Consider the following 26,190-nt stretch of genomic DNA (forward strand, 5'->3'; position numbering starts at 1 on the left):
GGGCGGCGGGGTCATAGGCATGTCCACCGCGCTGGTACTGGCGCGGGCCGGGCGGCGGGTACGGGTGTGGTCGCGCGATCCCGCCGAGCGGACGACCTCGGCCGTCGCCGGCGCGTTGTGGTGGCCGTACCGGATCGACCCGGTGGCGCGGGTCGGGCCGTGGTCGCTGCGGTCGCTGCGGGCCTACGAGGAATGGGCGGAGCGCCCGGACGAGACGGGCGTCCGGACGGTCGAGGGCGTGCACCAGGGCGTCCGGCTCGCCGGTCTCGGGGCGTGGGCCGGTGAGGTGGCGGGGCTGCGGGACACCGATGAGGGTCTCGCGGCGCGGCTGCCGCTGATCGACATGCCGGTCCATCTGGCTTGGCTGCGGGGCGAGTTGGCGGCGGCCGGGATCGAGGTGGAGCGGCGCGAGGTGCGCTCCCTCGACGAGGCCACGGGGGCGGCCGGGGTGGTCGTGAACTGCACGGGGCTCGGCGCGCGGGAGCTGGTGCCGGACGCGTCGGTGCGGCCGGTGCGCGGGCAGCTGGTGGTCGTGGAGAACCCGGGCGTGCGCACCTGGTTCACCTCCGCCGACGAGGGGTCGGACACCACGACGTACTTCTTCCCCCAGCCGGACGGGCGACTGCTGCTCGGCGGCACCGCGCAGGAGGACGACTGGTCCCTGGAGCCGGATCCCGCGGTCGCGGAGGCGATCGTGCGGCGGTGCGCGGCGCTGCGCCCGGAGATCGCGGGCGCGCGGGTGGTCGAGCACCGGGTGGGACTGCGTCCGGCACGGCCCGCGGTGCGCATCGAGCGTGAAGTCGACGCCGAGGGGCGGCTGTTGGTGCACAACTACGGGCACGGCGGGGCCGGGGTGACGGTCGCGTGGGGGTGCGCGGAGGAAGCGGCGCGGCTGGTCGGGGGCTGACCTGAGGGCGGTGCGCCCTGGACCGGAGCGGCCCTCACCACCCGACGCCCACCACATGGCCGATCGCCGCCACGACACCCTCCGCGATGTGGGTCGGCGCGTACTCCTGCTCCTGCCAGGCGCGGCCGCGCGCCAGCCACACCGACCGCAGCCCGAGGGCGGCCGCGCCCGCGATGTCGGTGCGGGCCGCGTCCCCCACCATCCAGGCCTGCCGCAGAGGGCGGCCCGCGGCCGCCGCGTGGAAGATCTCGGGGGACGGTTTCTTGTGGCCCACGGCCTCGGAGACCGTCCAGCCGTCGACCAGGGTGTCCAGGCCGGTGCGGCGGATCTTCCGGGTCTGCTGGGCCGTGCGGCCGTTGGTGACGACGACCGGGGTCCAGCCGGCCCGGGTCGCCTCGACGAGTGCGGTGCGGACCGGGTCGGCGAGGGTGACGCGGTCCGCCGCGCCCCGGTCGAGGACGTCCTGGACGGCGGCTGGTGACACCCGGTCCCGATAGCGGTGCGTGAGGGCCGACGCGACGGTCGCGCGCGGCGCGTAACCGTCGTCGTCCACCGCCATGATCCACGCCAACTCGTCGGCCGGCAGACCGTGTTCGGCCAGGAACGCCGCCATCGCGGAGCGGAAGGCGGCGTCCCGGTCGATCAGCGTGTTGTCGAGGTCCAGAAGCAGCAGCGGCATGGTCCGGAGTAGACCACGACACCGGCCCGCCGCCTCATGGGTTTCCGTGGTCCCCGATGGGGTCGCCCGCGGTCTCCGGGCCGTCGCCGGGGCCGATCCGGATCTCGAAATCGCCGCCGTACTTCTCGTGCCCGGCGACGACCGCCGCCTCGACGGCCTCGATGCCCATGTCGCCGCGGACGATGAGCGGGTCCTGGCGCAGATCACGCATGAGGGCGACGCACATGCCGATCATGACCAGGGTGAAGGGAGCGGCGACGAGGATCGTGAGGTTCTGCAGCCCGGTGAGCGCGTTGCCGGAGCCGTCGCCGATGAGCAGCATCACCGCCGCCACCGCGCCGGTCACCACGCCCCAGAAGATGACGACGAACCGGCCGGGTTCGAGGGCGCCCTTCTGGGACAGCGTGCCCATGACGATCGAGGCGGCGTCCGCGCCCGACACGAAGAAGATGCCCACCAGGATCATCACCAGGATGCTGGACGCCGTGGCTACGGGGAACTCGTGCAGGACACCGAAGAGCTGGGCCTCCTGGGTGTCGGCGCCGCCCAGCTGCCCGTGCTCCTGCATCTTCATCGCCGTACCGCCGAAGATCGCGAACCAGATCAGGCTGACCGTGGAGGGGACCAGGATCACGCCGCCGACGAACTGGCGGATGGTGCGGCCGCGGCTGATGCGCGCGATGAACATGCCGACGAAAGGCGTCCACGAGATCCACCAGGCCCAGTAGAAGACCGTCCAGCTGCCGAGCCAGTCGGCGACGCCCTTGCCGCTGGACGCCTCGGTGCGGCCCACGAGTTGGGGCAGGGCGTCGAAGTAGGCGCCGAGCGAGGTGGGCAGGAGGTCCAGGACGATGATGGTGGGGCCGGCGACGAAGACGAACACCGCGAGGATCAGCGCGAGCACCATGTTGGTGTTCGACAGCCACTGGATGCCCTTCTCGACACCTGAGACGGCGGACGCGACGAACGCGACCGTCAGGACCGCGATGATCACCACGAGGAGGCCGGTGCTCGCCTTGTCCATCCAGTCCAGGACCTCGAAGCCGGAGCCGATCTGCAGCGCGCCCAGCCCGAGGGAGGCCGCCGAGCCGAACAGCGTCGCGAAGATCGCGATGATGTCGATGACCCGCCCCCAGGCGCCGTGCGCGCGCTCCTCGCCGATGAGCGGGACGAAGACGGAGGAGATGGTCTGGCGGCGGCGCCTGCGGAAGGTGGAGTAGGCGATGGCGAGGCCGACCACCGCGTAGATCGCCCAGGGGTGCAGCGTCCAGTGGAAGAGGGTGGTCGCCATGGCGGTCGTCATGGCCTCGGCGGCGTCCGCCGGGTCGGTGCCCGGGGGTGGCGTCGTGAAGTGCGCGAGGGGTTCGCTCACTCCGTAGAACATGAGGCCGATGCCCATGCCCGCGCTGAACATCATGGCCACCCAGGAGACCGTACGGAACTCGGGCTCCTCACCCTCCTCGCCCAGGGTGATCTTCCCGTAGCGGCTGATCGCGAGCCAGAGCGCGAAGACCACGAAGGCGGAGGCGGCGAGCATGAACGCCCAACCGCCGTTGTGGATGAGCCCGTTGAGGGCGCGCGTGGAGACGCTTTCGAGGTTGTCGGTGGCGACCGAGCCCCAGACCACGAAGGCCAGGGTGAGCAAGGCCGTCACACCGAACACGATCCGGTCGGTGGCGGGGCGCCGGCCGCCCGGCGCGTCCTCGTCGGGGCCGGGCGCGCCGGTGGGTGGTTGCTGAGGGTTTGTCACCCTTCAGGACCTACCACACCGGACGTTCCCGGCCGCCCGTTCAGCAGCTGGTGTCGGGCTCCCCTTCCGTCAGGTGGTACGGCGCGCGGGCGTCGAGGAGCAGCGCCACGAGTGCGCGTTCGGACTGCCGCAGCGGAACGTAGGCCCCGTCGCCCGACTTCCGCACGCGGATCCCGTGCAGCGCCAACTCGTCCGCGTACTCGGCATATTGGGCGGCGGTGAGGCGGTAGCCGCAGGGCGGGTCCTGGATGATCTCGGCGGGCTCCGCCGGGTCGTTGTCGGCGCCGCCGACGTAGACCGGGCCGGTGTCGCTCAGGCCCGCGGCGCGGGCGGCCTTCGTGGCGGCCCCGATCCGGTCGGCGTGCTGCCGGGTGAAGGTGAACAGACCTTTCAGAGAAGCGAGTTGGGAGTCGCGGCGGCGCCGGTTGTTCAGTGCGTCGTCGGCCTCCTCCGCCGGGGTGCCGGGGTCGACGCGGCTCTCGATGAGCAGGCCGAGGGCGTGCTTGAGGCCGGACATGTTGCGCAGGATGCGTTCCTGGCCGTCGCCCGCGGTCTGCTTGACCGGGTCGCCGGTGACCGGATCGGTCCAGATGCCGTACGTGCCCGTGGAGTATCCGGCGCCGTTGGCGGCGGGGCGGACGTAGCGCTCGGACAGGGTTTCGGCCTCGTCGTGCACGGCGGTCGCGGTGTTGAGGTTGCGCGGCCAGAGGTCGAAGAGGTCCTTGTCGTAGTACTCGGGGGTGGCGCCGTACTCGTGCAGGTCGTAGATGACGTCGGGCCGCTTGTCGCGGATGACGGCCGCCATGGCGCGGGCCTCCGCCGTCTTCAGGGCGAGGTGGTCGCGGTTGATGTCGATGCCGTCGGAGTTGCCGCGGGTGTCGGCGGCGCGCCCGTCGGGGTTGGCGGTGGGGACGACGAGGAGGGTGGTGCGGGCCAGGAAGCGTTCGGTCGCCCGGTCCTTGGCGTAGGCGAGATCCCGGATCCTGGTGAGGCAGGCCTCGCGTCCGGAGGGTTCGTCGCCGTGCTGGCTGCAGATGAGCAGCACGGTGGTGGCGGCGCGGTGCGCGCCGACGCGGACCAGTTGGAGCGGGCGGCCCTGCACGGTGGTGCCGATACGGGAGACGGAGACGCGGTCGGAGGCCCGGTCGACGGCGGTGAGTAGTTTCTGTTCCTCGCTCTGGCTGGTCCAGCGGGCGCCGTTCGTCCGCTCGAAGCCGGTGGTGGGGAAGGTGGCGGTTGCTCTGGCCGGGGCCACCGTCACCAGGGGTGCGGCGAGCGCCGCGGCGGCTACGGTGACCGCGAGGGCACGTCTGCGGGGGTTCATCGGCTACTCCCCTTCCGGGACGGGGCGGTGCGGGCGCTTCGTGCGCACGTCGTCGGTGACGGTCGAGCGGGGTGCGGCGGCCGCGCCCCGGGCGGTGGCGGCCGCGAAGGCGTCGGCGCCGCCGACGACGGGGACGCGGGCCACGGTGCGGGACAGGTCGAGGGTGAGGCTCGGCCGGGTGGACGGAGGGTCGATGAGGTCCTTGTCGGTGCCCGCGACGATCAGGGCGAGCCGGTGGCCCGCGGGGACGACGTGGTCGCTGGCGGCCAGGGAGATCGTGAGGGTGTAGGCCTTGCCGGGGGTGAGCGGGCGGCCCCGGCCGGGGTCGGCGTAGGTGCCGAGATCGGCCCATCCCCGGCTGAACACGGTCGAGTTGACGTCGGCCGTGACGGTCTTGGTGTTCTTGTAGCAGGAGCTGTCGCCGGTCGCGCTCGGGCCCCAGCAGCTGCGGTCGGTGAGCGTGGTGATGCCTTCGCCGGACGCGCCGTAGTCGCGGATGGTGGCGGGGCCGAGGTCCACCAGGACGGCGGACAGGTGGGCGGTGGCCGTCGTCGGGGTCGCGGTGACCGTCACCGTCGAGGAGCCGGAGAGCCGCAGGTCCTTGCCGAGCGGGCGGCTGACGAAGCCGGTCTTGCCGGGGGTCGAGGTGTCGACCTGGTCGGCCCAGTCGGTCTCGCCGAGGGACGGGTCGTCGGTGAACCGCTCGGTGCCGGAGCCGGACTTCAGACTCAGGGTGCCGACGCCGGGCGCGGAACCCTGGCCGGGCCGCAGGGCGGTGGCCCGTGTGGTGCGCGGCGGCCAGGCCGTGTCGGTGGTCCAGTGGTCGGGGGCGCGCTCGATGTCGGCCATCGGTTCGCGGTCGACGCCGTTGCGCAGGCCCAGGAGTTCGTGGTCGAACCAGCGGTGCAGGGTGTCGACCCAGTCGGCGCGGCGGTAGTCGAACGGGTCGACGTGCCCGGTCTGCGACAGCCAGATCTTCCGCTCGACGCCGTTCTTCGCGAGGGCGTCCCACCACTGGCCGAAGTGCTTGGCGCGGACGTTGAGGTCCTGCATGCCGTGCACGACGAAGACGCTGGCCTTCACCTTGGCGGCGTCCTTGACGTAGTCGCGCTCCTGCCACAGGGAGGTCAGGTCGCCGCTGCGCGGTGCCTCGTCGACCAGCCGCTGCTGGACGGCGGCGCAGCGGGCGCGGGCGGCCGGGCTCTCCACGTAGTCCGACAGCCAGTCGGGTCCTGAGTCGTAGAGCGGGGCGCCCTGCTGGAAGTAGTAGTCGTACCAGGAGGAGATGCCGCCGATCGGGACGATGGTCTCCAGGCCCTCGACGCCGGTCGCGGCGACGCCGTTGGCGACGGTGGCGTCGTAGCTCTTGCCGATCATGCCGGTGCGGCCGTTGGTCCAGGTCGCCTTCGCGCGGTCGGCGCCGGTGCGGCTGGTGTAGCCCTTGGCGCGTCCGTTCAGCCAGTCGACGACGGCCTTGGCGGACTGGATGTCGGAGCGGCCGCCGACGTCGACGCAGCCGTCGGAGCGGTTGGTTCCGGCGAGGTCGACGCCGACGAACGCGTAGCCGCGGGGCACGAAGTAGTTGTCGTAGTAGAGCGGCATCTGGACGATGTCGCCGTTCGCGTCGTACGTCTTGAGCTGGCTCTCGTTGCCGCGCCCGCAGCAGGAGTAGTACGGGCTGGCGTCCATGATCACGGGCACTTTGCGGCCCTGCGCCGCCGCTTCGCGGGGGCGGACGATGTCGACGGCGACCCGGTCGGTCCTGCCGTCGCCGTCGCCGTCGAGCCGGGTGTCGACCCAGACGGACTCGCGGACGGCGTTCTCGTACGAGTAGACGGGCCGCGACTCGGTCGGCGCGGCCGTGCGGGCCTCGGCGCCGGCCGGGGCGACGAGCACGGCGAGCAGGGCCGCGGCGGCCGCGCCCACGAGGAGGGTCCAGAGACGTCGGAGGCGTCCGGGAGGTATCGGCATGGCCGGAAGGTACACGGGTCAACTCCCGTGCGACAGAGGGCAACAGCGAGGCACGACAGGCGCGTGGGACGTAAAGACACATGTCGGCCGAATGGCGATCGTGTGACAGGAGGGGCCATGGACATGACCGGGGTGCCGGGTGCTGAATAGGGTCGCGAACACGATCACACGGGGCCGGTTCCCTCCGGTCGTGTGCGGTCGGTCCCCGGTCTGTTCCTGACGACTTGGAGTTTTCCGTGTACCGCAGACTCATCGCTCCCGGCGCGCTCACGGCCGCCCTGCTGCTGGCGATCCCGGCATCGGCGGCCGACTTCCAGCCGGGGGCCCCGGGCATCGGCGATCCCTACTACCCGACGTACGGGAACGGCGGCTACGACGTCTCCCACTACGACCTGCGTCTGAAGTACCAGCCGAAGACGGACCTGCTGGAGGGCACGGCGACGATCCTCGCCTCGTCCACCCAGGACCTGTCGCGCTTCGACCTCGACTTCGGGCTCACCGCGAGCGAGGTCCGGGTGAACGGGAAGAAGGCGGCGTTCGCCAAGTCCGGTGAGCAGGAGCTGGAGGTGACGCCCGCGGCCGGGCTCCCGAAGGGCACGCCCTTCACGGTCGTGGTGAAGTACGCGGGCAAGCCGTCCGAGGTGCAGCTGTGGGGCTTCACGTCCTGGCAGCGCACCCCGGACGGCGGCATCGGCGCCAATGAGCCGGAGGCCGCCGCGTGGTGGTTCCCGTCGAACGACCACCCGCTCGACAAGGCCACGTACGACGTGTCGGTGGCCGTTCCCGACGGTACCCAGGCGATCTCCAACGGGACGCTTCAGTCGCAGAGTTCGAAGCTCGGCTGGACCCGCTTCAACTGGCGCTCCAGTCATCCGCAGGCCACCTACCTGTCGACGCTGGCCATCGGCAAGTTCGACATCACCACCGACACGACCGCCGACGGGCTGCCCGTCATCAACGCCTACAGCAAGGACCTCGGCGCCAACGAGGGCGCCGCGAAGGCGAGCGTGGAGCGTACCGCCGAGGTCGCCGAGTGGCTGGAGTCGGTGTACGGGAAGTACCCCTTCGAGGCGCTGGGCGGCTACGTCCCGAACGTGCCGTCGTCGTTCGCCCTGGAGACGCAGACGCGGCCGTTCTACTCCCCGAAGCAGTTCGCGAACGGCTCCAACGTGTCCGTCGTCGTGCACGAGCTGGCGCACCAGTGGTACGGCGACAGTGTCTCCGTACGCGGCTGGAAGGACATCTGGATCAACGAGGGCTTCGCCCGCTACAGCCAGTGGCTGTGGTCCGAGAAGGAGGGCGAGGGCACGGCCCAGGAACTCTCCGACTACACGTACGCGCAGCACCCGGCGGACGATGCCTTCTGGACGGTGAAGCCGGGGGATCCCGGGGCCGAGAACCAGTTCGACGCCGCCGTTTACGACCGGGGGGCCATGGCCATTCAGGCGCTGCGGAACGCTGTCGGCGACAAGAAGTTCTTCAAGATCCTCAAGGGGTGGCCGCAGGCGCACGCGTACGGCAACGCCACGGTCTCCGACTTCGTGTCCTACGCCGAGAAGGTCTCCGGCAAGCCGCTCGCTTCGTTGTTCGACACGTGGCTGTACCAGCCGACTCGGCCCGCTGTGGCCTCGTCGCTTCGGTCCGCCGGTGTGCCTGCGCAGCCGCGCTCGTGGAAGTCGATCGCGGCGACCGACGGTATCCACGGGGAGCACTGACCGTCTGCCGCCGGGTGAGCACGGGTTGCGTCGTGGCTGGTCGCGCAGTTCCCCGCGCCCCTGAAAGACCCGCGTCTGCCCCACGAGGCTCTCATCGCGACCTGCGGCCCGGTGGCCGCTTCTCGCGCAGTTCCCCGCGCCCCTGAGGCAGGCGCTTCGCGCCGCCTCTCCTTGAGGCTGCGCTCCGCGCGCCTCTGATGAGGGGCTGGGGCGCGCCTCCACCGTGGGTGGGTGGCGCCCCTCCCCGATGGAGGTCGCGCACGAAGTGCGCATCTCCAGGGGCGCGGGGAACTGCGCGAGAAGCGGCCACCGGGCCCGCAGATGACGAAATACCTAGGGGCGCGGGGAACTGCGCGATCAGCCACGACGAGAGCCGCACTCGGCGACGCATCGTTCACGGCAGGCGCGGAGCCGTTCTCGCGTGGCGGGCCAGGGGGAGGTACCGGAGGCGTTCGGGGAGGCGGGGGACGAGCCAGCGGACCGGTACGGCCCAGCGCCGCAACCGTCGCTCCTGCCGCGCGGTCCACGGCAATCCGACAGCGGCACGCGCCTCGGGCGGCAGCAGCCCGATCGACAGGAAGCGGAGCGTACGGGCGAGCACCGGGCGGATCAACGGCCAGAGCAACCGCAGCCCCTGGAACCCCGGCGGCGCCGGAATGGCGCGGCGGGCGTCCGTGAGCTCGGCGACCACCGGGTTCGGCCCGATCTCCTGCGCGAGCACCTTCTCGTAGTACGGCCAGAACTCGTCGACCGTCTGCGGCATGTCCCGGTCATGGATCCCGAGGATCCGGCCGACCATCAGCCACTCCGCGTAGAAGCGCGCGTCCTGCTCGGCGGTGAAGGGGCGGGCGAAATAGCGCCGGGCGTAGCGGGCGACGGGGTAGCCGGTGGCATGCACCCAGGCGTAGTACGCGGGGGTCAGCGCGTGGTAGCGGCGCCCGTGCGGGTCCGTGCCCCGGATGTCGCGGTGCACGCGGCGCAGCCTGCGGCCCTCTTCGGCGGCGGCCTCTCCCCCGTAGACCCAGAGAAGGACCGAGGTCAGGGAGCGGGTGCCGCGGCCCCAGGGGTCGGTGCGGAACACCGAGTGGTCGTCGACGCCCGCGCCGACGGCGGGGTGCGCGACCTGGAGGACGAACGCGGCGGGCAGCGCGAGCAGCGAGCGGACGTCGCCCGCGGTGTCCCAGAGGATGCCGTCCCGCGGGGGCGGCGGCGGATCGGGGTCGTGCTGCTTCATGCCGCTTCCTGGACGTCGTACGGTGCCCGCCGGGCCTTGTGATCCAGTATGCGACGCGTGGGTCAGGCGAGTCCGGCCGCGATGGCGCGGCGTACGGCGTCGGCGCGGTCCCTGATGCCCGCCTTGGCGAACAGGTTGTTGATGTGGGTCTTGACCGTGGCCTCGCTGATGAAGAGCTTCTCGGCGATGGCCCGGTTCGGCAGGCCCTGGCCGATGAGGGTGAGCACCTCGCGCTCGCGGGGCGTGATGTCGTCGGGCAGGTGCTGCCCGGGCGCAGGTGCTTTGGTGCGGACCGTGGCGAGGAGCCGGTCCTGGACCTCGCGGTCGAGGACGGACTGTCCCGCGGCGGCGGCGCGGATGGCGCGGGTGATGTCCTGGCGCCCCGCGTTCTTGGTGAGGTAGCCGCGGGCGCCGGCGCTCAGCGCGGCCAGGATGGATTCGTCGTCGGCGAAGGTGGTCAGCACGACGACGGCCACCTCCGGGTGCTCCTCGGCCAGCCGCCGGGTCGTCTCGATGCCGTCCATCACGGGCATCCGCAGATCCATCAGGACCACGTCCACCGGTCCGGCGGCGACCGCGGTGAGCACCTCGGTGCCGTCGGCGGCGGCCGCGACGACGTCGATGTCCTGGGCCAGTCCGAGGACCGCGGCCAGCGGCTCGCGGACGGCTGCCTGGTCGTCGGCGACGACGACCTTGAGCGCCGCCTGCGGGTTCTGCTCCTGTGTCGCCTGTGTCGCGTCACTCATCCGGGATCACTGCCTCCACCTGCCAGCCGCCCTGGTCCGGTCCGTCGGTGACCGGGCCCGCGGTGATCGTCCCACGCAGCAGCGCGACCCGTTCCCGCATTCCGATCAGTCCCATTCCGCTGCCGGCGCCCGGGCTCACGGCGCGGGTCGCGGGGCTGTTGCGGATCCTCAGTGTGGTCGATGCCGCGGCGAAGTCCAGCTCCACCCGGACCTCGCCGCCGGGCGCGTAGCGGGCCGCGTTGGTCAGCGCCTCCTGGGCGATGCGCAGCAGGTTCTGGGTGACCCGGGACGGCACCTCGCGGACGGTTCCGGTGACGGTGAGGGCGTCGTGGTGGCCGGACGACTCGATCATCGACGTCAGGCTCTCCAGGAGCGGCAGGGAGTCCTCGCGGAGCGCGTGCACGGTCCACTGGGCCTGCTTCAGGCTCTCCTTGACCATGCTGTGCGCCTTCTTGTTCGCCTCGCGGACCTGGTCCAGGTCGCCGGTGTCGAGGAGCGCGTCGGCCAGTTCGAGCTGCATGTTGATGCCCGCCAGGGAGTGGGCCAGGACGTCGTGCACGTCGCGGGCGATCCGGCCGCGCTCGGTGAGGACGGCGGCCTGGGCCTCGGCCCGCGCGGCGCGCTCCGCGGACTCGGCCGCCTCGACCACGGCCTCGACCTCGCGCTGGCGGGTGCGGTTGACGATGCCCATCAGGACCGGGGCACCGGTGGTGAGGCCGAGCGTCCAGGGCAGGAAGTTGTGGCCGGGGCCGATGCGGAAGTACAGGACGGCGCCGCAGAGCAGGCTGCACAGCGCGGCGAGGGTGAGGGCCTTCCGGGTTTCCAGGCGGTGGCCGATGTGGCCGACGAGGAAGTAGGCGAAGAGATAGCAGGAGCCGGTTCGGCTGACGCCGATCAGGGCCGCCGCGGCGACGACGCCGAAGGTCAGCCAGATCAGGGCGACGCGTGGGGGGACCTTGGACTCGGGCAGGTGCCGGGCCGCGAGGACGACGCAGTTGACCAGCAGGAGGGCGGCGACCGCGAGGCCCCGGCCACTGAGGCCCAGCGGCCGGATCGTCCAGACCCCCGCGACGATGACGCCCAGGGTCAGGACGTACTGCACGCGGGGGTCCTGGGCGGGTACGACCCGCGGGCCGTGCTCCTGGTGCGGAGCCGGCCCGGGGGCGTGGGTGCTCTGGATCTCGGGAGTGCTCGGAGTCTCGGGACGGCTCGGCGCTTCGGACACGGCGTGACCATAACCCACGGTCAGACCGTGCGGTCGAGAGCCGGTACGGCCTCGGCCGTCGCCGTCTGCCGCCCGTCACGGGCCACCAGCCGGCTCCGGATGTAGATCGTGGCCACCCGCGTGACCACCTCGGTGAGTGCCATCAGGACGAAGGCCGCGACCCAGGCCTGGTCCGTGGTGATGTGGTGGGCGAGGCTGAACCGGGCGACATGGTCGGCGCCGCCGTGCTCGACCCACACCTGGAAGCCCATCCGGGCGCCCATGCCGAGCACCCACAGGATCGCGGAGACGGCACCGGCCTTGATCAGCAGGTGTCCGCCGGCGGTGCGGATCCGGGTGTAGACGCCGCCCGCGATGCCGAGCGCGGCGCCGACGGCCATCAGCGCGCCGATCAGCACCAGGTCGTTGCCCGCGGTGGGCACGCTGTCGAGGTAGGTGTGGGCCACGAAGGCCACGATCGCCAGCGGGATCAGGAAGGTCTTGAGGTCGAGGCGGCCTTCCCGCAGTTGCCGGAAGACGACGAGGACGAGGGCGATGTCGGTGATCCAGTCGGTGGTTGTCATGCCCTCAAGACTGCTGACACCGGGCTCTTCGCACCTGGACCCACGGGTGGAAGGAGAGGTGGAGATCCCGGCCGCCGAGGGTCCACCCCGCACGACGGCCGGGTCCACCGGCCTCCCCGGCTACCCCTCGCCGCCGTACCGCTTGGCCAGGTCCGAGGCGAGCTCGGAGACCCGGGTGCACAGGTCCGTGACGGCCGCGGTGTGCGCGGGGTCGGCCGGCGCGGAGTGGGTCGGCACGACATGGGCCCGCAGACACGGCTCGGGGGGCGGTGGCGGCGCGATGGCCCGGGCGGGCGGGGGACGCCGGGACCGCAGCCGGGCCGAGCCGAAGACGGCGGTGGTCAACAGGGCCGCGAAGGAGGCTAGTTGTCCCGTTTTGAGGTGAACGTCCCACGGAATCAGAGCCATGCCTTTGTCCTACCCACCCGGCACGCATGGCCAACTCGCCCAGCTCACGGCCCGGTTCGGGCCGCGCGGCGCCACCGCAGGCACCGACAACGGGCCGGGGCTACTCGTCCTTCGTCGCCCCGGTCAGCGGCTCCGCCGCCTTGCGGGCGATGTTGCGGCGGGCGCGGAACCAGCCGATGACGAGCAGCAGCGCGACGACCGGGATCAGGCTGAGCGTCTTGCGGCCGGTCTCGGCGTCGTTCCACATGAGGCCGAGGACGAGCAGCAGGAAGACGATCGTGACGATCTCGGTGACCGGGGACCCGGGCAGCCGGAACGCGGGGCGTTCGACCAGGCCCTGCTTGGCCCTGCGGACGAACGCCAGGTGCGCGACCATGATCATGACCCAGGTGCCGATGATGCCGATGGACGAGATCTCGATGACGATCTCGAAGGCGTCGGCGGGCAGCAGGTAGTTCAGGCCGACACCCAGCACGCCGACGCCCGCCGTCAGCAGGATGCCGCCGTAGGGCACCTGGCTGCGGTTCATCCGGGCGGTGAACTGCGGGGCGGAGCCCGACATCGCCATGGAGCGCAGGATGCGGCCGGTGGAGTAGAGGCCGGAGTTGAGCGACGACATCGCGGCGGTCAGCACGACCAGGTTGACGATGTCGCCGATGCCGCCGACCCCCAGCTTGGAGAACAGGGTGACGAACGGGCTCTCGCCCGCCTTGTACGTCGACGACGGCAGCAGCAGGGCGAGCAGCAGCACGGAGCCGCAGTAGAAGAGGCCGACGCGCCACATGATCGAGTTCACGGCGCGCGGGACGATCTTCTGGGGCTCCTCGGTCTCACCCGCCGCGACGCCGACCAGCTCCAGGGCCGCGTAGGCGAAGACGACGCCCTGCATCACGAGGATCACCGACATGGTGCCGCTGGGCATCCATCCGCCGTGGTCGGTGATCATGTGCAGCCCGGGTGTCTGGCCGTCGACGGGGTGCTGGGTGGCGATCAGGAAGATGCCCACGAACAGGAAGGCGACGAGCGTCGCCACCTTCACGATCGAGAACCAGAACTCCATCTCGCCGAAGTACTTCACCGAGACGAGGTTGACGGAGAGCACGACGGCGAGGGCGATCAGCGCGAGCACCCACTGCGGTACGGAGGTGAACGCGCTCCAGTACTGGGTGTAGAGCGCGATCGCGGTGATGTCCGCGATGCCCGTCATCGACCAGTTGAGGAAGTACATCCAGCCGGCGACGTAGGCGCCCTTCTCGCCGAGGAACTCGCGCGCGTACGACACGAAGGAACCCGAGGAGGGCCGGTAGACGACCATCTCACCGAGGGCGCGCACGACCAGGTACGCGAAGATTCCGCAGACCAGATAGGCGAAGACGAGCGCGGGGCCCGCGTCGTGCAGGCGGCCGCCCGCACCGAGGAAGAGTCCGGTGCCGATCGCGCCGCCGATGGCGATCATGTTGACGTGGCGGCTCTTGAGGGCCTTGCTGTAACCGGCGTCGCCCGCGTCGGCGGGCGTCCGGGGCGCATCCGTGGGGGATGCGTCCACGGCCGTGTTCACGGCGTCCTTGCTCACGTGGGGGTGTCCGCTCTGTGGTGCGCGGGGACGTGGGGTCCCCGGGGTCCGGAAGTACCGCGGCCCGCGACACCCTGACAGTGTGCGGACCGACTGTGCACCTTCCCCCAAAGATCACCGGGAATGCGGTGGCGGAGATCACATAGCGGTCCTTCTCACATGCCGAGAAGCCCTCTTGTCCGGTTTCCCGAACCCGCGTATAAGGCAGTTTCACAACATCGGTGTGTCAGCAATACTGTTGAACCCGATCGGTACCGAGAGCTAGGCGCGAGGCGGACATGGCGACCGACATCGAGAACAGTGGGGCTGCCCCGGCCGGGCCGGAGCCCACGCTGACCGTCGACGAACTGGCGGCGCGGGCGGCCGTCACGGTCCGCACGATCCGCTTCTACAGCACGCGCGGCCTGCTGCCGCCGCCGGTGATCGGCCCGCGCCGGGTCGGCCACTACGGGCAGGAGCATCTGTCGCGCCTGGGGCTCATCGAGGAGTTGCAGCACCAGGGCATGACCCTGTCCGCGATCGAGCGCTATCTGGAGCAGTTGCCGAGGGACCTGAGCGCCGACGACCTCGCCATGCACCGCGCGGTGGTGGCGAGTTGGGCGCCGGACTCGGCGGAGGACATGCCGCAGGCGGAGCTGGAGCGGCGGTGCGGGCGGACGCTGTCCGGCACGGACCTGGACCGGCTGGAGGCGATGGGCGTCATGACCTACCAGGAGGACGGGGACGTCTTCCGGGTGGACGTGGGGCAGTTGCGCCTGGGCGTGCAGCTCCTCGACGTGCCGATCGCGCACGAGACGCTGCTCGCGGCGCGCACGATCCTGCTGGAGCACACCCGGCAGACGGCGCACGCGCTGTCCCGGCTCTTCCAGGAAGAGGTGTGGGGCCCGTACCGGGAGCGCGAGGCGGACCCCGGTGACCCAGGGCACGTGTCGGCGATGCGGTCGCTGTCGGCCCATATGCAGCCGCTGGTGGTGCAGGCGCTGGTGACGGCGTTCCAGCGGTCGTTGCGCGAGGAGCTGCGGGCGGCGTTCAGAAGCGCCGGGTGACCGGCCGTGGTGGTGCGTCCCGTGTCGCGGGGCGCACCACCACGGCGGGCGGACGGCTCAGCTGTCGCTGAACGTCTCGCCCTTCTCCGCCTTCGTCACGAGCAGCGCGGGCGGCAGGAAGCGGTCGCCGTAGCGCTCGGCCAGCTCGCGCGAGCGGGCGACGAATCCGGTGAGCCCGCCCTCGTAACCGTTGATGTACTGGAGCACACCGCCGGTCCAGCCGGGGAAGCCGATGCCGAAGATGGAGCCGATGTTGGCGTCGGCGACGGAGGTGAGGACGCCCTCCTCGATGAGGCGGACCGTGTCGAGCGCCTCGGAGAAGAGCATGCGCTCCTGCATGTCCCTGAAGGGGATCTCCGTGCCCGGCTTGGTGAAGTGCTCGCGCAGCCCCGGCCACAGGGCGCCGCGCCTGCCGTCCTCCCCGTACTCGTAGAAGCCCGCGCCGCCGCTGCGGCCGGTGCGGCCGAACTCGTCGACCATGCGGTCGATGACGGCCTCCGACGGGTGCTCGGTCCAGGTGCCGCCCGCCTCCTCGACGGCGGCCCGCGTCTCCTGGCGGATCTTGCGGGGCAGGGTGAGGGTCAGCTCGTCCATCAGGGAGAGGACCTTGGCCGGGTAGCCGGCCTGGCCTGCCGCCTGCTCGACCGACGCGGGCTCGACGCCCTCGCCGACCATGGCGACGCCCTCGTTGATGAAGTGGCCGATCACGCGGGACGTGAAGAAGCCGCGCGAGTCGTTCACGACGATCGGCGTCTTGTTGATCTGGCGTACGAGGTCGAAGGCGCGGGCCAGCGCCTCGTCGCCGGTGCGCCCGCCCTTGATGATCTCCACCAGCGGCATCTTGTCGACCGGCGAGAAGAAGTGCAGACCGATGAAGTCGGCCTGCCGCTGGACGCCTTCGGCGAGGGCGGTGATGGGCAGCGTCGAGGTGTTGGAGCACAGCAGCGCGTCGGGGGCGACGATGTCCTGGATCTCCTGGAACACCTTGTGCTTGAGCGACGGGTCCTCGAAGACGGCCTCGATGACGGCGTCGCAGCCGGCCACGTCCTGCGGGTCGGCGGTGGCCGTGATCCGCGCGAGCAGCGCGTCCGCCTTCTCCTGGGTGGTGCGGCCGCGGGAGACGGCCTTGGCGCAGAGCTTCTCGGAGTAGGCCCTGCCCTTGGCGGCGGACTCGGCCGATACGTCCTTGAGGACAACCTCGATGCCCGCGCGGGCGCACGAGTAGGCGATGCCCGCGCCCATCATGCCCGCGCCGAGGACGGCGACCTTCCGTACCTTGCGGGCCTCGATGCCCTTGGGGCGGTTGGCTCCGGAGTTGACCGCCTGGAGGTCGAAGAAGAACGCCTGGATCATGTTCTTCGCGGTCTGGCCGGTGACCAGCTCGGTGAAGTAGCGGGCCTCGATGGTCAGGGCGCTCTCGAAGTCGACCTGGGAGCCCTCGACGGCGGCCGCGAGGATGTTGCGGGGCGCGGGGTACGGGGCGCCGTTGAGCTGCTTCTTGAGGTTGGCCGGGAAGGCCGGGAGGTTCGCGGCGAACTTGGGGTTGGCCGGGGTGCCGCCGGGGATGCGGTAGCCGGGCTTGTCCCAGGGCTGCTGCGACTCGGGGTTCGCGTCGATGAAGGCGCGGGCCTTCTCGATCATCTCCTCGCGGGTGGCGGCCACTTCGTGGACCAGGCCGTTCTCCAGCGCGCGCTTCGGGGCGTACTGGGTGCCCTGGAGGAGGACCTTGAGGAGGGCGTCGGCGATGCCCATCAGGCGGACGGTGCGGGTGACGCCGCCGCCGGCCGGGAGCAGGCCCAGGGTGACCTCGGGGAGGCCGATCTTCGAGCCGGGGGCGTCGAGGGCGATGCGGTGGTGGCTGGCGAGGGCGATCTCGTAGCCGCCGCCCAGGGCCGCGCCGTTGATCGCCGCGACGACCGGCTTGCCGAGCGTCTCGATGCGGCGCAGGGAGTTCTTGATGCCGACGCCGGCCTCGAAGACGGCCTGGCTGTCCTCCGGGCCCGCCTTCATCATGTCCTTGAGGTCGCCGCCCGCGAAGAAGGTCTTCTTGGCGGAGGTGTAGATGATCCCGCGGATGGAGTCGCGCTCGGCCTCGGCGCGGTCGGCGATCGCGGCGATGGAGTCCTTGAACGCCTGGTTCATGGTGTTCGCGGACTGGTTGGGATCGTCGAGGACGAGGGTGACGATGCCGGTGTCGTCCTGTTCCCAGCGGATGGTTGTGCTGGCGGTCATGGTGTGTCTCCGTGAAGTCAGGTGCGGGGAGGTTGGGGGCGGGACAGGGGAAGGGGGTGCTGTTTCGTCGCCGGGTGCGCGTCGTGGTGGGTTGCTCGCGCAGTTCCCCGCGCCCCTGGAAGCGAGCTCCGCTCGCCCAGGGGCGCGGGGAACTGCGCGACCAGCCACGACGCAAGCGGCACCCGGCGACGAAACAGTGGCGCTACACCCGTTCCACGATCGTGGCGATGCCCATCCCACCGCCGACGCACAGCGTGGCGAGCCCGTACCGGAGGTCACGCCGCTCGAGTTCGTCGACGAGCGTGCCCAGGATCATCGCGCCGGTGGCCCCCAGCGGATGCCCGAGCGCGATCGCGCCGCCGTTGACGTTCACCTTGTCCAGCGACAGCCCCATGTCCTTCACGAAGCGGAGCACGACCGCCGCGAACGCCTCGTTGATCTCGACGAGGTCGATGTCGTCGATGGTCAGTCCGGCCTTGGCGAGCGCCTTGCGGGTGGCGGGCGCCGGGCCGGTGAGCATGATGGTCGGCTCCGAGCCGGAGACGGCGGCCGAGACGATCCGGGCGCGGGGCGTAAGCCCGTTGCGCTCCCCCACCTCGCGCGAGCCGATGGCCACCAGCGAGGCGCCGTCGACGATGCCGGAGGAGTTGCCCGCGTGGTGCACGTGGTCGATCTTCTCGACCCAGTGGTACTTCTGCAGCGCGACGGCGTCGAAGCCGCCGAGGTCGCCGATGTCCTTGAACGACGGCTTGAGCTTGGCGAGCGAGTCGGCGGTCGTGCCGGGGCGCAGGAACTCGTCGTGGTCGAGGACGGTGAGACCGCTGCGGTCCTTGACCGGGACCACCGACCGCTCGAAGCGGCCGTCCTTCACCGCGGCGGCCGCCCGCTCCTGCGACAGGGCCGCGTACTCGTCGACGTCGCGCCGCGAGAAGCCCTCGATGGTCGCGATGAGGTCGGCGCCGATGCCCTGCGGCACGAACCCGGTCTCGAAGTTGGTCATGGGGTCGGCGAACCAGGCACCGCCGTCGGAGGCCATCGGCACCCGCGACATCGACTCGACACCGCCGGCGAGGACGAGGTCCTCCCAGCCGGAACGAACCTTCATCGCGGCCAGGTTGACGGCTTCGAGGCCGGACGCGCAGAAGCGGTTCTCCTGCACGCCCGCGACCGTGTCCGGCAGTCCGGCCGCGATGGCGGCGACGCGGGCGATGTCGGAGCCCTGGTCACCGACCGGGCCGACGACGCCGAGGACGATGTCGTCGATGGCGGCGGGGTCGAGACCCGGGAAGCGGGCCTGGATCTCGTGGATGAGTCCGACCACGAGGTCGATCGGCTTGGTGCCGTGCAGGGAGCCGCTGGCCTTGCCCCGGCCACGAGGGGTGCGGATCGCGTCGTAGACGTACGCGTCTGTGGTCACGGAAGTGCCTTTCAACGGGGTGTCACTGGGGTGGTTTCAGGACAGCAGCGAGCGGCCGATGATCTCCTTCATGATCTCGGTCGTCCCGCCGTAGATGGTCTGGATGCGTCCGTCGGTGAAGGCCTTCGCGACGCGGTACTCGGTCATGTAGCCGTATCCGCCGTGCAGTTGCAGGCAGCGGTCGGCGACGCGCTTCTGCAGTTCGGTGGCCCACCACTTGGCCATGGAGGCGTGCACGGCGTCGAGGACGCCGTCCGAGTGGTCCTCGATGCAGCGGTCCAGGAACGTCCGGGTCACGGCGCACTCGGTGGCCATCTCGGCGATCTCGAACCGGATGTGCTGCAGCTTGGCGAGCGGCCGCCCGAAGGCCTCGCGCTCCTTGACGTACGTCGTGGTGATCTCCAGCAGGTGCTCGGCGGCGGCGATGGCGGCGACGGCGATGCCCATGCGCTCCTGCGCGAGGTTCGTCATCAGGTGGATGAACGCGCCGTTCAGCTCACCGAGCAGATTCTCCTTGGGAACCCGTACGTCGTTGAAGAACAGCTCGGCCGTGTCCTGCGCCTTCTGGCCGATCTTGTCGAGGTTGCGGCCGCGCTCGAAGCCTTCCGTGCCGCGCTCGACGACGAGCAGGGACAGGCCGTGCGCGCCGCCCTCCTGCGTGGTCTTGGCGACGACGATGACGAGGTCGGCCAGGATCCCGTTCGAGATGAAGGTCTTCGAGCCGTTGAGCAGCCAGTGGTCGCCCTTGTCCTCGGCGGTGGTGCGGATGCCCTGGAGGTCGGAGCCGGCGCCCGGTTCCGTCATGGCGATGGCGGTGATCAGCGAGCCGTCGCAGAAACCGGGCAGCCAGCGCCGCTTCTGCTCGTCCGTGCCGAGCGAGGTCAGGTACGGGCCGATGATGTCGTTGTGCAGGCCGACCGCGAGCCCGGCGGCGCCGGCCCGGGTGAACTCCTCGGCGAGGACGGCGCTGTAGCGGAAGTCGGTGGTGCCGCCGCCCCCGTATTCCTCGGGCACGGCGAGTCCCAGCAGTCCCTGGCGGCCGGCGGCGAGCCAGGCCTCCCGCGCGACGATGCCGTCCTTCTCCCACTGCTCGTAGTGCGGGGTCACCTCCTTGGCGAGGAAGGTGCGCACGGTCTCGCGGAACGCCTCGTGCTCGGCGCTGAACAGGCGTCGTTCCATGCTCGCGATCAACTGCCTTTCTTCTGGGGTTCGGTGGGCTCGTCGTCGGTCAGGGCCGGTACGTCCCAGTCGCGCGCCACGCTCGCGGTGTCGGCGCCGGGCCGGGCGGGTCCCGAGCGGACGGCGGTGGGGGTCCGCGTGAAGCGCGGGGCGGGGGCGGGCTGGGTGATGCCGCCGTGGTCGACGAAGGTGCCGCGGGCGGCGAGGTGCGGATGGTGGGGCGCCTCTCGCAGCGACAGGACGGGGGCGACACAGGCGTCCGAGCCCTCGAAGACGGCCGTCCACTCGTCCCTCGTACGCTCCTTGAAGCGCGCGGCGACGGCGTCGCGCAGCTCGCCCCACCGGGAGAGGTCTCCGCGCGCGGGGGCGGTGTCCGCGAGGCCGAGCAGGTCGATGAACTCGCCGTAGAACCGCTGCTCCAGTGCGCCGACCGCCATGTACTGGCCGTCGGACGTCTCGTACGTGCTGTAGAAGGGGGCGCCGCCGTCCAGCAGGTTGGCACCGCGCCGGTCCTGCCAGGCGCCCGCCGCGAGCATGCCGTGGATCATCGAGGCGAGGTGGGCGGTGCCGTCGACGATGGCGGCGTCGACGACCTGGCCGGTGCCGGTGGCGCGGGCGTGGTGCAGGGCCGCGAGGATGCCGACGACGAGGTAGAGGGAGCCGCCCGCGAAGTCCCCCACGAGGTTGACCGGAATGGCCGGCGGCTCGTCCGGCCCGCCGAACATGCCGAGGGTGCCGGTCGGCGCGATGTAGGCGATGTCGTGCCCGGCGCGCTGCGCGAGGGGGCCCTCCTGGCCCCAGCCGGTCATCCGGCCGTAGACCAGCTTCGGGTTGCGGGCGTGGCAGTCGGCGGGGCCGACACCGAGACGCTCGGCGATGCCCGGCCGGTAGCCCTCGATCAGTACGTCCGCGCGGTCGACGAGTCCGAGCACGCGCTCGGCCCCGCCCTCAGCCTTCAGGTCGACGATCACGGAGCGCTTGTTGCGGTTGGTGATGTCGTACTCGGGGTCGATCGTCAGTCCGCCGCCGCCCGGCCGGTCGACCCGTACGACGTCGGCGCCGAGGTCGGCGAGGAGCATCGCGGCGAACGGCCCCGGGCCGATCCCCGCGAGCTCGACCACGCGCACCCCGGCGAGCGGGCCGCCGTGCCCGTCGCGGGTCTCCGTGCCTGCCACCGTCATCCGGTCACGCCCCCAGCCCGTCTGTGACACAACTGATGTAACACCAACGATGCTATGAATGCGGCCCGGCCAGCACAAGCCCTAGCGAGCAAGCGCTTAGCCAATTTCGGGACGCCCCTCAAGATCGGAGGGCCCCCGGCGGCTCCCGCTCACGGGTCGCGCTAGCCTCAGCCACCGACAACGGCGTGGGACGCATGGTGAGGGGTGTCATGAACGAGCCTGAGAAGCCCGGCAGGACGGACAGGGCGTACGACGTGGTGCTCTTCGGGGCGACCGGTTTCGTGGGAGTGCTCACGGCCGAGTACCTCGCGGCCCACGCGCCCGAGGGACTGCGCTGGGCGATCGCGGGCCGGGACACGGCCAAGCTGGAGCGGCTGCGCGAACGGCTCACCGGGATCGACCCGGAATGCGCGGTGCTGCCGCTGCTGCGCGCGGACGTCGCCGATCCGGCGAGCCTGCGCGAACTGGCCGCCCGCGCGCGCGTGGTGGCCTCCACCGTCGGCCCGTACCTGGAGTTCGGTGAGGGGATCGTCGCCGCGTGCGCCGACGCCGGCACCGACTACGTGGACCTGACGGGCGAGCCGGAGTTCGTGGACCTCATGTACGTGCGCCACGACGCCCGCGCGCGGGAGACGGGCGCCCGCCTGGTGCACGCCTGCGGTTTCGACTCGGTGCCGCACGACCTGGGCGCCTACTTCACCGTGCGGCAGCTGCCGGAGGGGGTGCCGCTGCGGATCGACGGGTTCGTGCGGACCAACGCCCGGTTCTCGGGCGGGACGTTCGCGTCCGCGCTGAACCAGTTCGCGCGCGGCCGTCAGATGGTCGCCGCCCAGCGCGACCGGCGGCGCCACCAGCCGCGCCTCGTGGGCCGTACCGCGTACGCGCCGACGGCCGCGCCGCGCTACGCCAAGGAGGTCGGGGCGTGGGCGCTGCCGCTGCCGACGATCGACCCGCAGGTGGTGCAGCGCTCGGCGCGGGCCCTGGAGCGCTACGGCCCCGACTTCCGCTACCGGCACTACGCGGCGGTGAAGTCGCTGCCGGTCGCGGTCGGCGGAGTCGCCGCCGCGGGCGCGCTGTTCGCGGCGGCTCAGGTGCCGCCCGCGCGGCGCTGGCTGGGCGGGCGGCTGCTGCCCGGGGACGGTCCTGACGCGGAGCGCCGGGCCAACAGCTGGTTCTCGGTGCGGTTCGTGGGCGAGGGCGGCGGACGGCGGGTGTTCACGGAGGTGTCCGGCGGGGACCCCGGCTACGGGGAGACGGCGAAGATGCTGGCCGAGTCCGCGCTGTCGCTCGCGCTGGACGACCTGCCGGAGAGCGCCGGGCAGGTGACCACCGCGGTGGCGATGGGGGACGCCCTGATCGCGCGGCTGCGGAAGGCCGGGATCACGTTTCGGGTGGCCGCCGAGCGTTGAGAACCTTGGCGCGGACAGTCGTTTGTCAGCAGCTGCGTCGTGGCTGGGCGCGCAGTTCCCCGCGCGCCTAAAGGGCCGCCAGGGCGTCCCGGCAGAGGCGGTCGGCGCGGCGCGTTGTCTCCGGTTGGCGGTAGGTCGGGGTGAGGGACAACGTGTGCGCGCACGCGTTGTCCAGTGACATGCGGTGGCCCACCGAGACGTACACCGGCTTGACGCCCGCGCGGGTGCGCAGGGCGCGGCCGACCTCCTCGGTGCCGTCGAGGAGCGGGGCCGCGCTCCCCCGCTCCGGCCCCAACTCGCCCTCCACGAACACGAACGGGTTCTTGGCGACGCCCATCGTGGGCAGCCCGGTGAGCACGCCCAGATGGCTGGCGAGACCGAAGCGGCGAGGGTGTGCGATGCCGTAGCCGTCGCAGATCACCAGGCCGGGGTCGGTGCGCAGCGCCTCCAGGGCGCCGAGGACCGCGGGAATCTCGCGGAACGCCAACAGGCCGGGGACGTAGGGGAAGGCGACCCGTCCCACGGCCGTCGCCTCTTCGACGATGTCGAGCGTGGCCGGGTCCAGGACGACCGCGGCCGCGGCGACGAGATCGCGCTCGTCGTCGTAGGCGACGTCGATCCCGGTGACCGGGCCCGCGCCGGGCGGCGGCCCTGTCTCGTCCAGGACGACGCGGTCGCGCAGCGCGTCCTGCACCGCTCGCGCCGCCGTCTCGTCGGCCGGCCAGCCCGCGGGAATCCCCGTGATAGTCGCCATGCGGGAAGCCTAGAGCCAGGTCTGCGGGTCCCAGACGCCGGAGCGGCGCAGCGACTGCGGGCAGTGGAGATAGATCTCGTCGATGTCCAGGAGCAGGGCCAGTTGCGGGCGTTGTCCCTTGGCCTCCATCAGGTCGAAGAAGGGCGCGTCGGTGAGGATCCGGGCGCGGCCGTTGACCCGCAGGACGTCCTTGGCGCCGGGTATGAGGAAGAGCAGGCCGGCGTGCGGGTTCTGCAGGATGTTGTGGAAGCTGTCGCCCCGGCGGTTGCCCGGGCGGTCCGGCAGGGCGAGGGTGCCGTCGTCGACGATGTGCGCGAAGCCGGGGCCGTCGCCGCGCGGCGAGACGTCGCAGCCGCCCCGTGCGTCGGAGGTGGCGAGCAGGCAGAACGGGGAGCGGGCGATCAGCCCCCGGTCCCGCTCGTCGAGCCGGTCGTGGACCTTGTCGATCACGATGGGGTGCGGCTCGCCGAGGATCTCGCGCAGCTGGGCCGGGTCACGCAGTTCCACCTGGCCGGTGGCCGGTTCGCGGGTTTCGGTGGCGTACGGCAAGCCGTCTCCTGAGGTCGTGCGGGTGGCGTCCCGGTGGGTACTACACCCACTCTTTCGAGTGTTAGGTTAGCCTGACCTTACCGTCCGGAGGTTGTCGCTCCGGATTGTCGTCGGGTGTCGTCCGCGCCCCTGAACAGGACAGATCAGTGCAACTCACCGCGCGGGCCACCGCTCCGCCCCGCCCTCCGACGGCGCACCGTCAACGTACCGATCGGCTGCCGCTCGGTCTCGCCGGGCTCGTCCTGCTGCTCGTCGCCGCGATCTGCCTCAGCCTCGCGGTGGGTTCCGGCCAGGTCGCGTGGGCCGATGTGGTGGCCGGAGTGTTCCACCCCGACCGGTCCGACCGCGCCCAGCTGATCGTCCAGGAGGTGCGGATCCCGCGCACCGCGGCCGGCCTGCTGGCCGGTGTCGCCCTCGGTCTCGCGGGCACCGTGATGCAGGGCGTGGCCCGCAACCCCCTGGCCGATCCGGGCCTGTTGGGCGTGAACGCGGGCGCCTCGGTCTCGGTGGTCTTCGCCATCAGCGTGCTGTCGCTGACCGAGCCCGATCAGTACATCTGGTTCGGCTTCCTCGGCGCGTGCGTCGCCGCCGTCCTCGTGTACGGCATCGGCAGCCTGGGCCGGGAGGGCGCCACCCCGGTGAAGCTGGCCCTCGCGGGCGCGGCCGTGGCCGCCGCGCTCTCCTCGCTGACCAGCGCCATGCTGCTCACCGACCGCGGGACCTTCGAACAGTTCCGGTTCTGGCAGGTGGGCTCGCTCAGCGGGCGGGAGCCCGAAGTGCTGTGGCAGGCGCTGCCGTTCATCGCTGTCGGCAGTGTGCTCGCCCTCGCGCTCGGCCCGCAGCTGAACACCCTCGCGCTGGGCGAGGACACGGCCCGCGGCCTCGGCCAGCGGATCGCGCTCGCCCGGCTCGGCGCCGCGGCGTGCGTGGTGCTGCTGTGCGGGGCGGCGACCGTCGTCGCCGGGCCGCTCGTCTTCGTGGGTCTGGCCGTACCGCACGCCGTACGGCTGCTGACCGGCCCCGACCACCGCTGGATCCTGCCGTACAGCGCGCTGCTCGCACCGGCCCTGCTGCTGCTCGCGGACGTCGCGGGGCGGCTGATCGCACGCCCGGGCGAGGTGCAGGTCGGCGTGATGACCACGGCGCTCGGCACGGTCCCGTTCATCCTCCTCGTCCGGCGCCGGAAGGCGGTCGAGCTGTGAGCGACACCTCCCCGGCCCGGGACGACAAGGGCACCCTCGCCTCCCCCGGTCCGGACCTGCGGGCGGCCACCGCCCGGGTCGCGGCGGTACGCCGTCGGGGCCGCGCCCGGCTCGTCGGGGTGAGCGCGGCGCTGCTCGCCGCGACCGCCGCCGCGTTCTGCTTCGCGCTCAGCTACGGCGACTACACCGTGCCGCTGCCGGACGTGGTGCGCACGCTGCTGGGCGGCGGCGACCCGGGCAGCCGGTTCGTCATCGTCGAGCTGCGGCTGCCGCGCGCCCTGCTGGCCCTCCTGGTGGGCTGCTGCTTCGGCCTGTCCGGCACCGTCTTCCAGACGCTGCTGCGCAATCCGTTGGCGAGCCCCGACGTGATCGGGGTCAGTTCGGGCGCGGGCGCGGCCGTCGTGCTCGCCGGCGGACTCACCGGGCTGAGCGGAATGCCGTTGTCGTTCGTCGCCCTGGCCGGTTCGCTGCTGACGGGCACGGCGATCTATCTGCTGGCCTGGCGCGGCGGCGTCACCGGCTACCGGCTCGTCCTCATCGGACTCGGCATCGGCATGGGCCTGTCCAGCCTGATCTCGTACCAGATGACACGCGACGAGGTCACCGAGGCGCAGAACGCGTTCCTGTGGCTGTCCGGGAGTCTCAACGGCCGGTCCTGGCCGCAGGTGTGGCCGCTGCTCGTCGGCGCGGCGGTCCTCGTGCCGCTCACCGCGCTCGCCGCCCGCACGCTGTCCGCCCTGCAACTCGGCGACGACGCGGCGGGCGGCCTCGGCGCCCATGTCGAGCGGGACCGGCGCGCCCTGCTCGCCTGCGCCATGGGCCTGGCCGGGTTCGCGACGGCCGCGGCGGGCCCGATCGGCTTCGTCGCGTTCCTCGCCCCGCCGATCGCCCGGCGCCTGGTGCCGGGGCAGGGCGCCGCGCTGTTGCCGTCCGCCGCCGTGGGCGCGCTCCTGGTGAGCGTCGCCGACTTCGCCGGCCAGCACGTCCTGGACGGCACGCAGTTGCCGGCCGGCATCGTCACCAGCGTGATCGGCGCCCCGTATCTGCTGTGGCTGCTGGCCCGCGCCAACCGGGTCGGGCAGGGCGGCTGACCCATGAACACCTCCCCGCACCCCCCGCGGCCCAC

The 26,190-nt window shown here is 71.8% G+C and carries 22 protein-coding genes; 6 read left to right on the top strand and 16 right to left on the bottom strand.

From position 1 onward, the window contains the following. Nucleotides 1-19: 19 nt before the first annotated feature. On the top strand, nucleotides 20-907 hold the full coding sequence (locus ACFVDP_RS06135) for an FAD-dependent oxidoreductase (RefSeq protein WP_383484386.1): 888 nt from the start codon (nucleotides 20-22) through the stop codon (nucleotides 905-907). Between the two features lie 34 nt (nucleotides 908-941). Here ACFVDP_RS06135 and ACFVDP_RS06140 read toward each other — a convergent pair whose 3' ends face one another. From ACFVDP_RS06140 to ACFVDP_RS06155, 4 genes are read right to left on the bottom strand one after another with little or no spacing between them, the layout of a single operon-like run. After that, complete coding sequence (locus ACFVDP_RS06140) at nucleotides 942-1,586, bottom strand: HAD family hydrolase (RefSeq protein ID WP_383483944.1); 645 nt, start codon at nucleotides 1,584-1,586, stop codon at nucleotides 942-944. 34 nt (nucleotides 1,587-1,620) lie between these two features. After that, a complete protein-coding gene (locus ACFVDP_RS06145) occupies nucleotides 1,621-3,336 on the bottom strand; it encodes a BCCT family transporter (protein ID WP_383483947.1) in 1,716 nt (571 codons plus the stop codon). A gap of 40 nt (nucleotides 3,337-3,376) precedes the next feature. Next, a complete protein-coding gene (locus ACFVDP_RS06150; protein WP_383483949.1) occupies nucleotides 3,377-4,660 on the bottom strand; it encodes a M14 family metallocarboxypeptidase in 1,284 nt (427 codons plus the stop codon). 3 nt (nucleotides 4,661-4,663) lie between these two features. Continuing rightward, a complete protein-coding gene (locus ACFVDP_RS06155) occupies nucleotides 4,664-6,631 on the bottom strand; it encodes a Xaa-Pro dipeptidyl-peptidase (protein WP_383483952.1) in 1,968 nt (655 codons plus the stop codon). 236 nt (nucleotides 6,632-6,867) lie between these two features. Here ACFVDP_RS06155 and ACFVDP_RS06160 point away from each other — a divergent pair, with 236 nt between their 5' ends. Beyond that, entirely contained in the window at nucleotides 6,868-8,346 is a 1,479-nt protein-coding gene (locus ACFVDP_RS06160) for a M1 family metallopeptidase (protein WP_383483955.1), read from the top strand. Nucleotides 8,347-8,740: 394 nt separating this feature from the next. Here ACFVDP_RS06160 and ACFVDP_RS06165 read toward each other — a convergent pair whose 3' ends face one another. From ACFVDP_RS06165 to ACFVDP_RS06190, 6 genes are all read right to left on the bottom strand, one after another. Continuing rightward, a complete protein-coding gene (locus ACFVDP_RS06165) occupies nucleotides 8,741-9,580 on the bottom strand; it encodes an oxygenase MpaB family protein (protein WP_383483958.1) in 840 nt (279 codons plus the stop codon). 62 nt (nucleotides 9,581-9,642) lie between these two features. Next, complete coding sequence (locus ACFVDP_RS06170) at nucleotides 9,643-10,326, bottom strand: response regulator (RefSeq protein WP_383483961.1); 684 nt, start codon at nucleotides 10,324-10,326, stop codon at nucleotides 9,643-9,645. Next, nucleotides 10,319-11,428 carry a sensor histidine kinase gene (locus ACFVDP_RS06175; RefSeq protein WP_383484389.1) on the bottom strand — a complete coding sequence of 370 codons (1,110 nt, stop codon included), beginning with the start codon at nucleotides 11,426-11,428 and terminating at the stop codon, nucleotides 10,319-10,321. The genes ACFVDP_RS06170 and ACFVDP_RS06175 overlap by 8 nt, the downstream gene beginning before the upstream one ends. Nucleotides 11,429-11,571: 143 nt before the next feature. Continuing rightward, a complete protein-coding gene (locus ACFVDP_RS06180) occupies nucleotides 11,572-12,114 on the bottom strand; it encodes a hypothetical protein (RefSeq protein ID WP_383483964.1) in 543 nt (180 codons plus the stop codon). Between the two features lie 120 nt (nucleotides 12,115-12,234). Then, a complete protein-coding gene (locus ACFVDP_RS06185) occupies nucleotides 12,235-12,522 on the bottom strand; it encodes a hypothetical protein (RefSeq protein WP_383483967.1) in 288 nt (95 codons plus the stop codon). A gap of 100 nt (nucleotides 12,523-12,622) precedes the next feature. Next, nucleotides 12,623-14,095, bottom strand: coding sequence for an amino acid permease (locus tag ACFVDP_RS06190; protein WP_383483970.1), 1,473 nt, complete (start codon nucleotides 14,093-14,095; stop codon nucleotides 12,623-12,625). A 278-nt stretch (nucleotides 14,096-14,373) separates the two neighbouring features. On the opposite strand from ACFVDP_RS06190, the gene ACFVDP_RS06195 reads away from it, so the two are divergent. Further along, entirely contained in the window at nucleotides 14,374-15,141 is a 768-nt protein-coding gene (locus tag ACFVDP_RS06195; RefSeq protein WP_383483973.1) for a MerR family transcriptional regulator, read from the top strand. Nucleotides 15,142-15,198: 57 nt separating this feature from the next. Here ACFVDP_RS06195 and ACFVDP_RS06200 read toward each other — a convergent pair whose 3' ends face one another. The 4 genes from ACFVDP_RS06200 to ACFVDP_RS06215 form a co-directional block, all read right to left on the bottom strand. Then, nucleotides 15,199-17,373 carry a 3-hydroxyacyl-CoA dehydrogenase NAD-binding domain-containing protein gene (locus ACFVDP_RS06200; protein ID WP_383483976.1) on the bottom strand — a complete coding sequence of 725 codons (2,175 nt, stop codon included), beginning with the start codon at nucleotides 17,371-17,373 and terminating at the stop codon, nucleotides 15,199-15,201. Between the two features lie 202 nt (nucleotides 17,374-17,575). Beyond that, on the bottom strand, nucleotides 17,576-18,790 hold the full coding sequence (locus ACFVDP_RS06205) for an acetyl-CoA C-acetyltransferase (RefSeq protein ID WP_383483979.1): 1,215 nt from the start codon (nucleotides 18,788-18,790) through the stop codon (nucleotides 17,576-17,578). 36 nt (nucleotides 18,791-18,826) lie between these two features. Then, complete coding sequence (locus tag ACFVDP_RS06210) at nucleotides 18,827-19,969, bottom strand: acyl-CoA dehydrogenase family protein (RefSeq protein ID WP_383483981.1); 1,143 nt, start codon at nucleotides 19,967-19,969, stop codon at nucleotides 18,827-18,829. An 8-nt stretch (nucleotides 19,970-19,977) separates the two neighbouring features. Further along, nucleotides 19,978-21,150 (bottom strand): CaiB/BaiF CoA transferase family protein, encoded by a 1,173-nt coding sequence (locus tag ACFVDP_RS06215; protein ID WP_383483984.1) that lies wholly within the window; start codon nucleotides 21,148-21,150, stop codon nucleotides 19,978-19,980. A 209-nt stretch (nucleotides 21,151-21,359) separates the two neighbouring features. Between ACFVDP_RS06215 and ACFVDP_RS06220 the strand changes: the two genes are divergently transcribed. Beyond that, nucleotides 21,360-22,559 carry a saccharopine dehydrogenase family protein gene (locus tag ACFVDP_RS06220; protein WP_383483987.1) on the top strand — a complete coding sequence of 400 codons (1,200 nt, stop codon included), beginning with the start codon at nucleotides 21,360-21,362 and terminating at the stop codon, nucleotides 22,557-22,559. Between the two features lie 67 nt (nucleotides 22,560-22,626). Here ACFVDP_RS06220 and ACFVDP_RS06225 read toward each other — a convergent pair whose 3' ends face one another. Further along, the gene (locus ACFVDP_RS06225; protein WP_383483990.1) at nucleotides 22,627-23,313 is read right to left on the bottom strand and encodes an endonuclease V; all 687 of its coding nucleotides are present in this window, start codon (nucleotides 23,311-23,313) and stop codon (nucleotides 22,627-22,629) included. 9 nt (nucleotides 23,314-23,322) lie between these two features. Beyond that, nucleotides 23,323-23,862, bottom strand: coding sequence for an MSMEG_1061 family FMN-dependent PPOX-type flavoprotein (locus ACFVDP_RS06230; protein ID WP_383483993.1), 540 nt, complete (start codon nucleotides 23,860-23,862; stop codon nucleotides 23,323-23,325). A gap of 146 nt (nucleotides 23,863-24,008) precedes the next feature. Between ACFVDP_RS06230 and ACFVDP_RS06235 the strand changes: the two genes are divergently transcribed. After that, nucleotides 24,009-25,064, top strand: coding sequence for a FecCD family ABC transporter permease (locus ACFVDP_RS06235; protein WP_383483996.1), 1,056 nt, complete (start codon nucleotides 24,009-24,011; stop codon nucleotides 25,062-25,064). Beyond that, nucleotides 25,061-26,155: a FecCD family ABC transporter permease gene (locus ACFVDP_RS06240; RefSeq protein ID WP_383483999.1), complete on the top strand. Its 1,095-nt coding sequence runs from the start codon at nucleotides 25,061-25,063 to the stop codon at nucleotides 26,153-26,155. Before ACFVDP_RS06235 ends, ACFVDP_RS06240 begins: the two co-directional genes overlap by 4 nt. Nucleotides 26,156-26,190: the final 35 nt, after the last annotated feature.

Source organism: Streptomyces sp. NPDC057694, assembly GCF_042799415.1.
Taxonomy (GTDB): Bacteria; Actinomycetota; Actinomycetes; order Streptomycetales; family Streptomycetaceae; genus Streptomyces.

Bases quoted from the DNA above. Each gene is read 5' to 3' on its own strand.
- ACFVDP_RS06135 (WP_383484386.1), top strand. From the start codon at position 20: ATGTCCACCGCGCTGGTACTGGCGCGGGCCGGGCGGCGGGTACGGGTG.
- ACFVDP_RS06140 (WP_383483944.1), bottom strand. From the start codon at position 1,586: ATGCCGCTGCTGCTTCTGGACCTCGACAACACGCTGATCGACCGGGAC.
- ACFVDP_RS06150 (WP_383483949.1), bottom strand. From the start codon at position 4,660: ATGAACCCCCGCAGACGTGCCCTCGCGGTCACCGTAGCCGCCGCGGCG.
- ACFVDP_RS06155 (WP_383483952.1), bottom strand. From the start codon at position 6,631: ATGCCGATACCTCCCGGACGCCTCCGACGTCTCTGGACCCTCCTCGTG.
- ACFVDP_RS06165 (WP_383483958.1), bottom strand. From the start codon at position 9,580: ATGAAGCAGCACGACCCCGATCCGCCGCCGCCCCCGCGGGACGGCATC.
- ACFVDP_RS06170 (WP_383483961.1), bottom strand. From the start codon at position 10,326: ATGAGTGACGCGACACAGGCGACACAGGAGCAGAACCCGCAGGCGGCG.
- ACFVDP_RS06180 (WP_383483964.1), bottom strand. From the start codon at position 12,114: ATGACAACCACCGACTGGATCACCGACATCGCCCTCGTCCTCGTCGTC.
- ACFVDP_RS06185 (WP_383483967.1), bottom strand. From the start codon at position 12,522: ATGGCTCTGATTCCGTGGGACGTTCACCTCAAAACGGGACAACTAGCC.
- ACFVDP_RS06195 (WP_383483973.1), top strand. From the start codon at position 14,374: ATGGCGACCGACATCGAGAACAGTGGGGCTGCCCCGGCCGGGCCGGAG.
- ACFVDP_RS06200 (WP_383483976.1), bottom strand. From the start codon at position 17,373: ATGACCGCCAGCACAACCATCCGCTGGGAACAGGACGACACCGGCATC.
- ACFVDP_RS06210 (WP_383483981.1), bottom strand. From the start codon at position 19,969: ATGGAACGACGCCTGTTCAGCGCCGAGCACGAGGCGTTCCGCGAGACC.
- ACFVDP_RS06215 (WP_383483984.1), bottom strand. From the start codon at position 21,150: ATGACGGTGGCAGGCACGGAGACCCGCGACGGGCACGGCGGCCCGCTC.
- ACFVDP_RS06220 (WP_383483987.1), top strand. From the start codon at position 21,360: ATGAACGAGCCTGAGAAGCCCGGCAGGACGGACAGGGCGTACGACGTG.
- ACFVDP_RS06225 (WP_383483990.1), bottom strand. From the start codon at position 23,313: ATGGCGACTATCACGGGGATTCCCGCGGGCTGGCCGGCCGACGAGACG.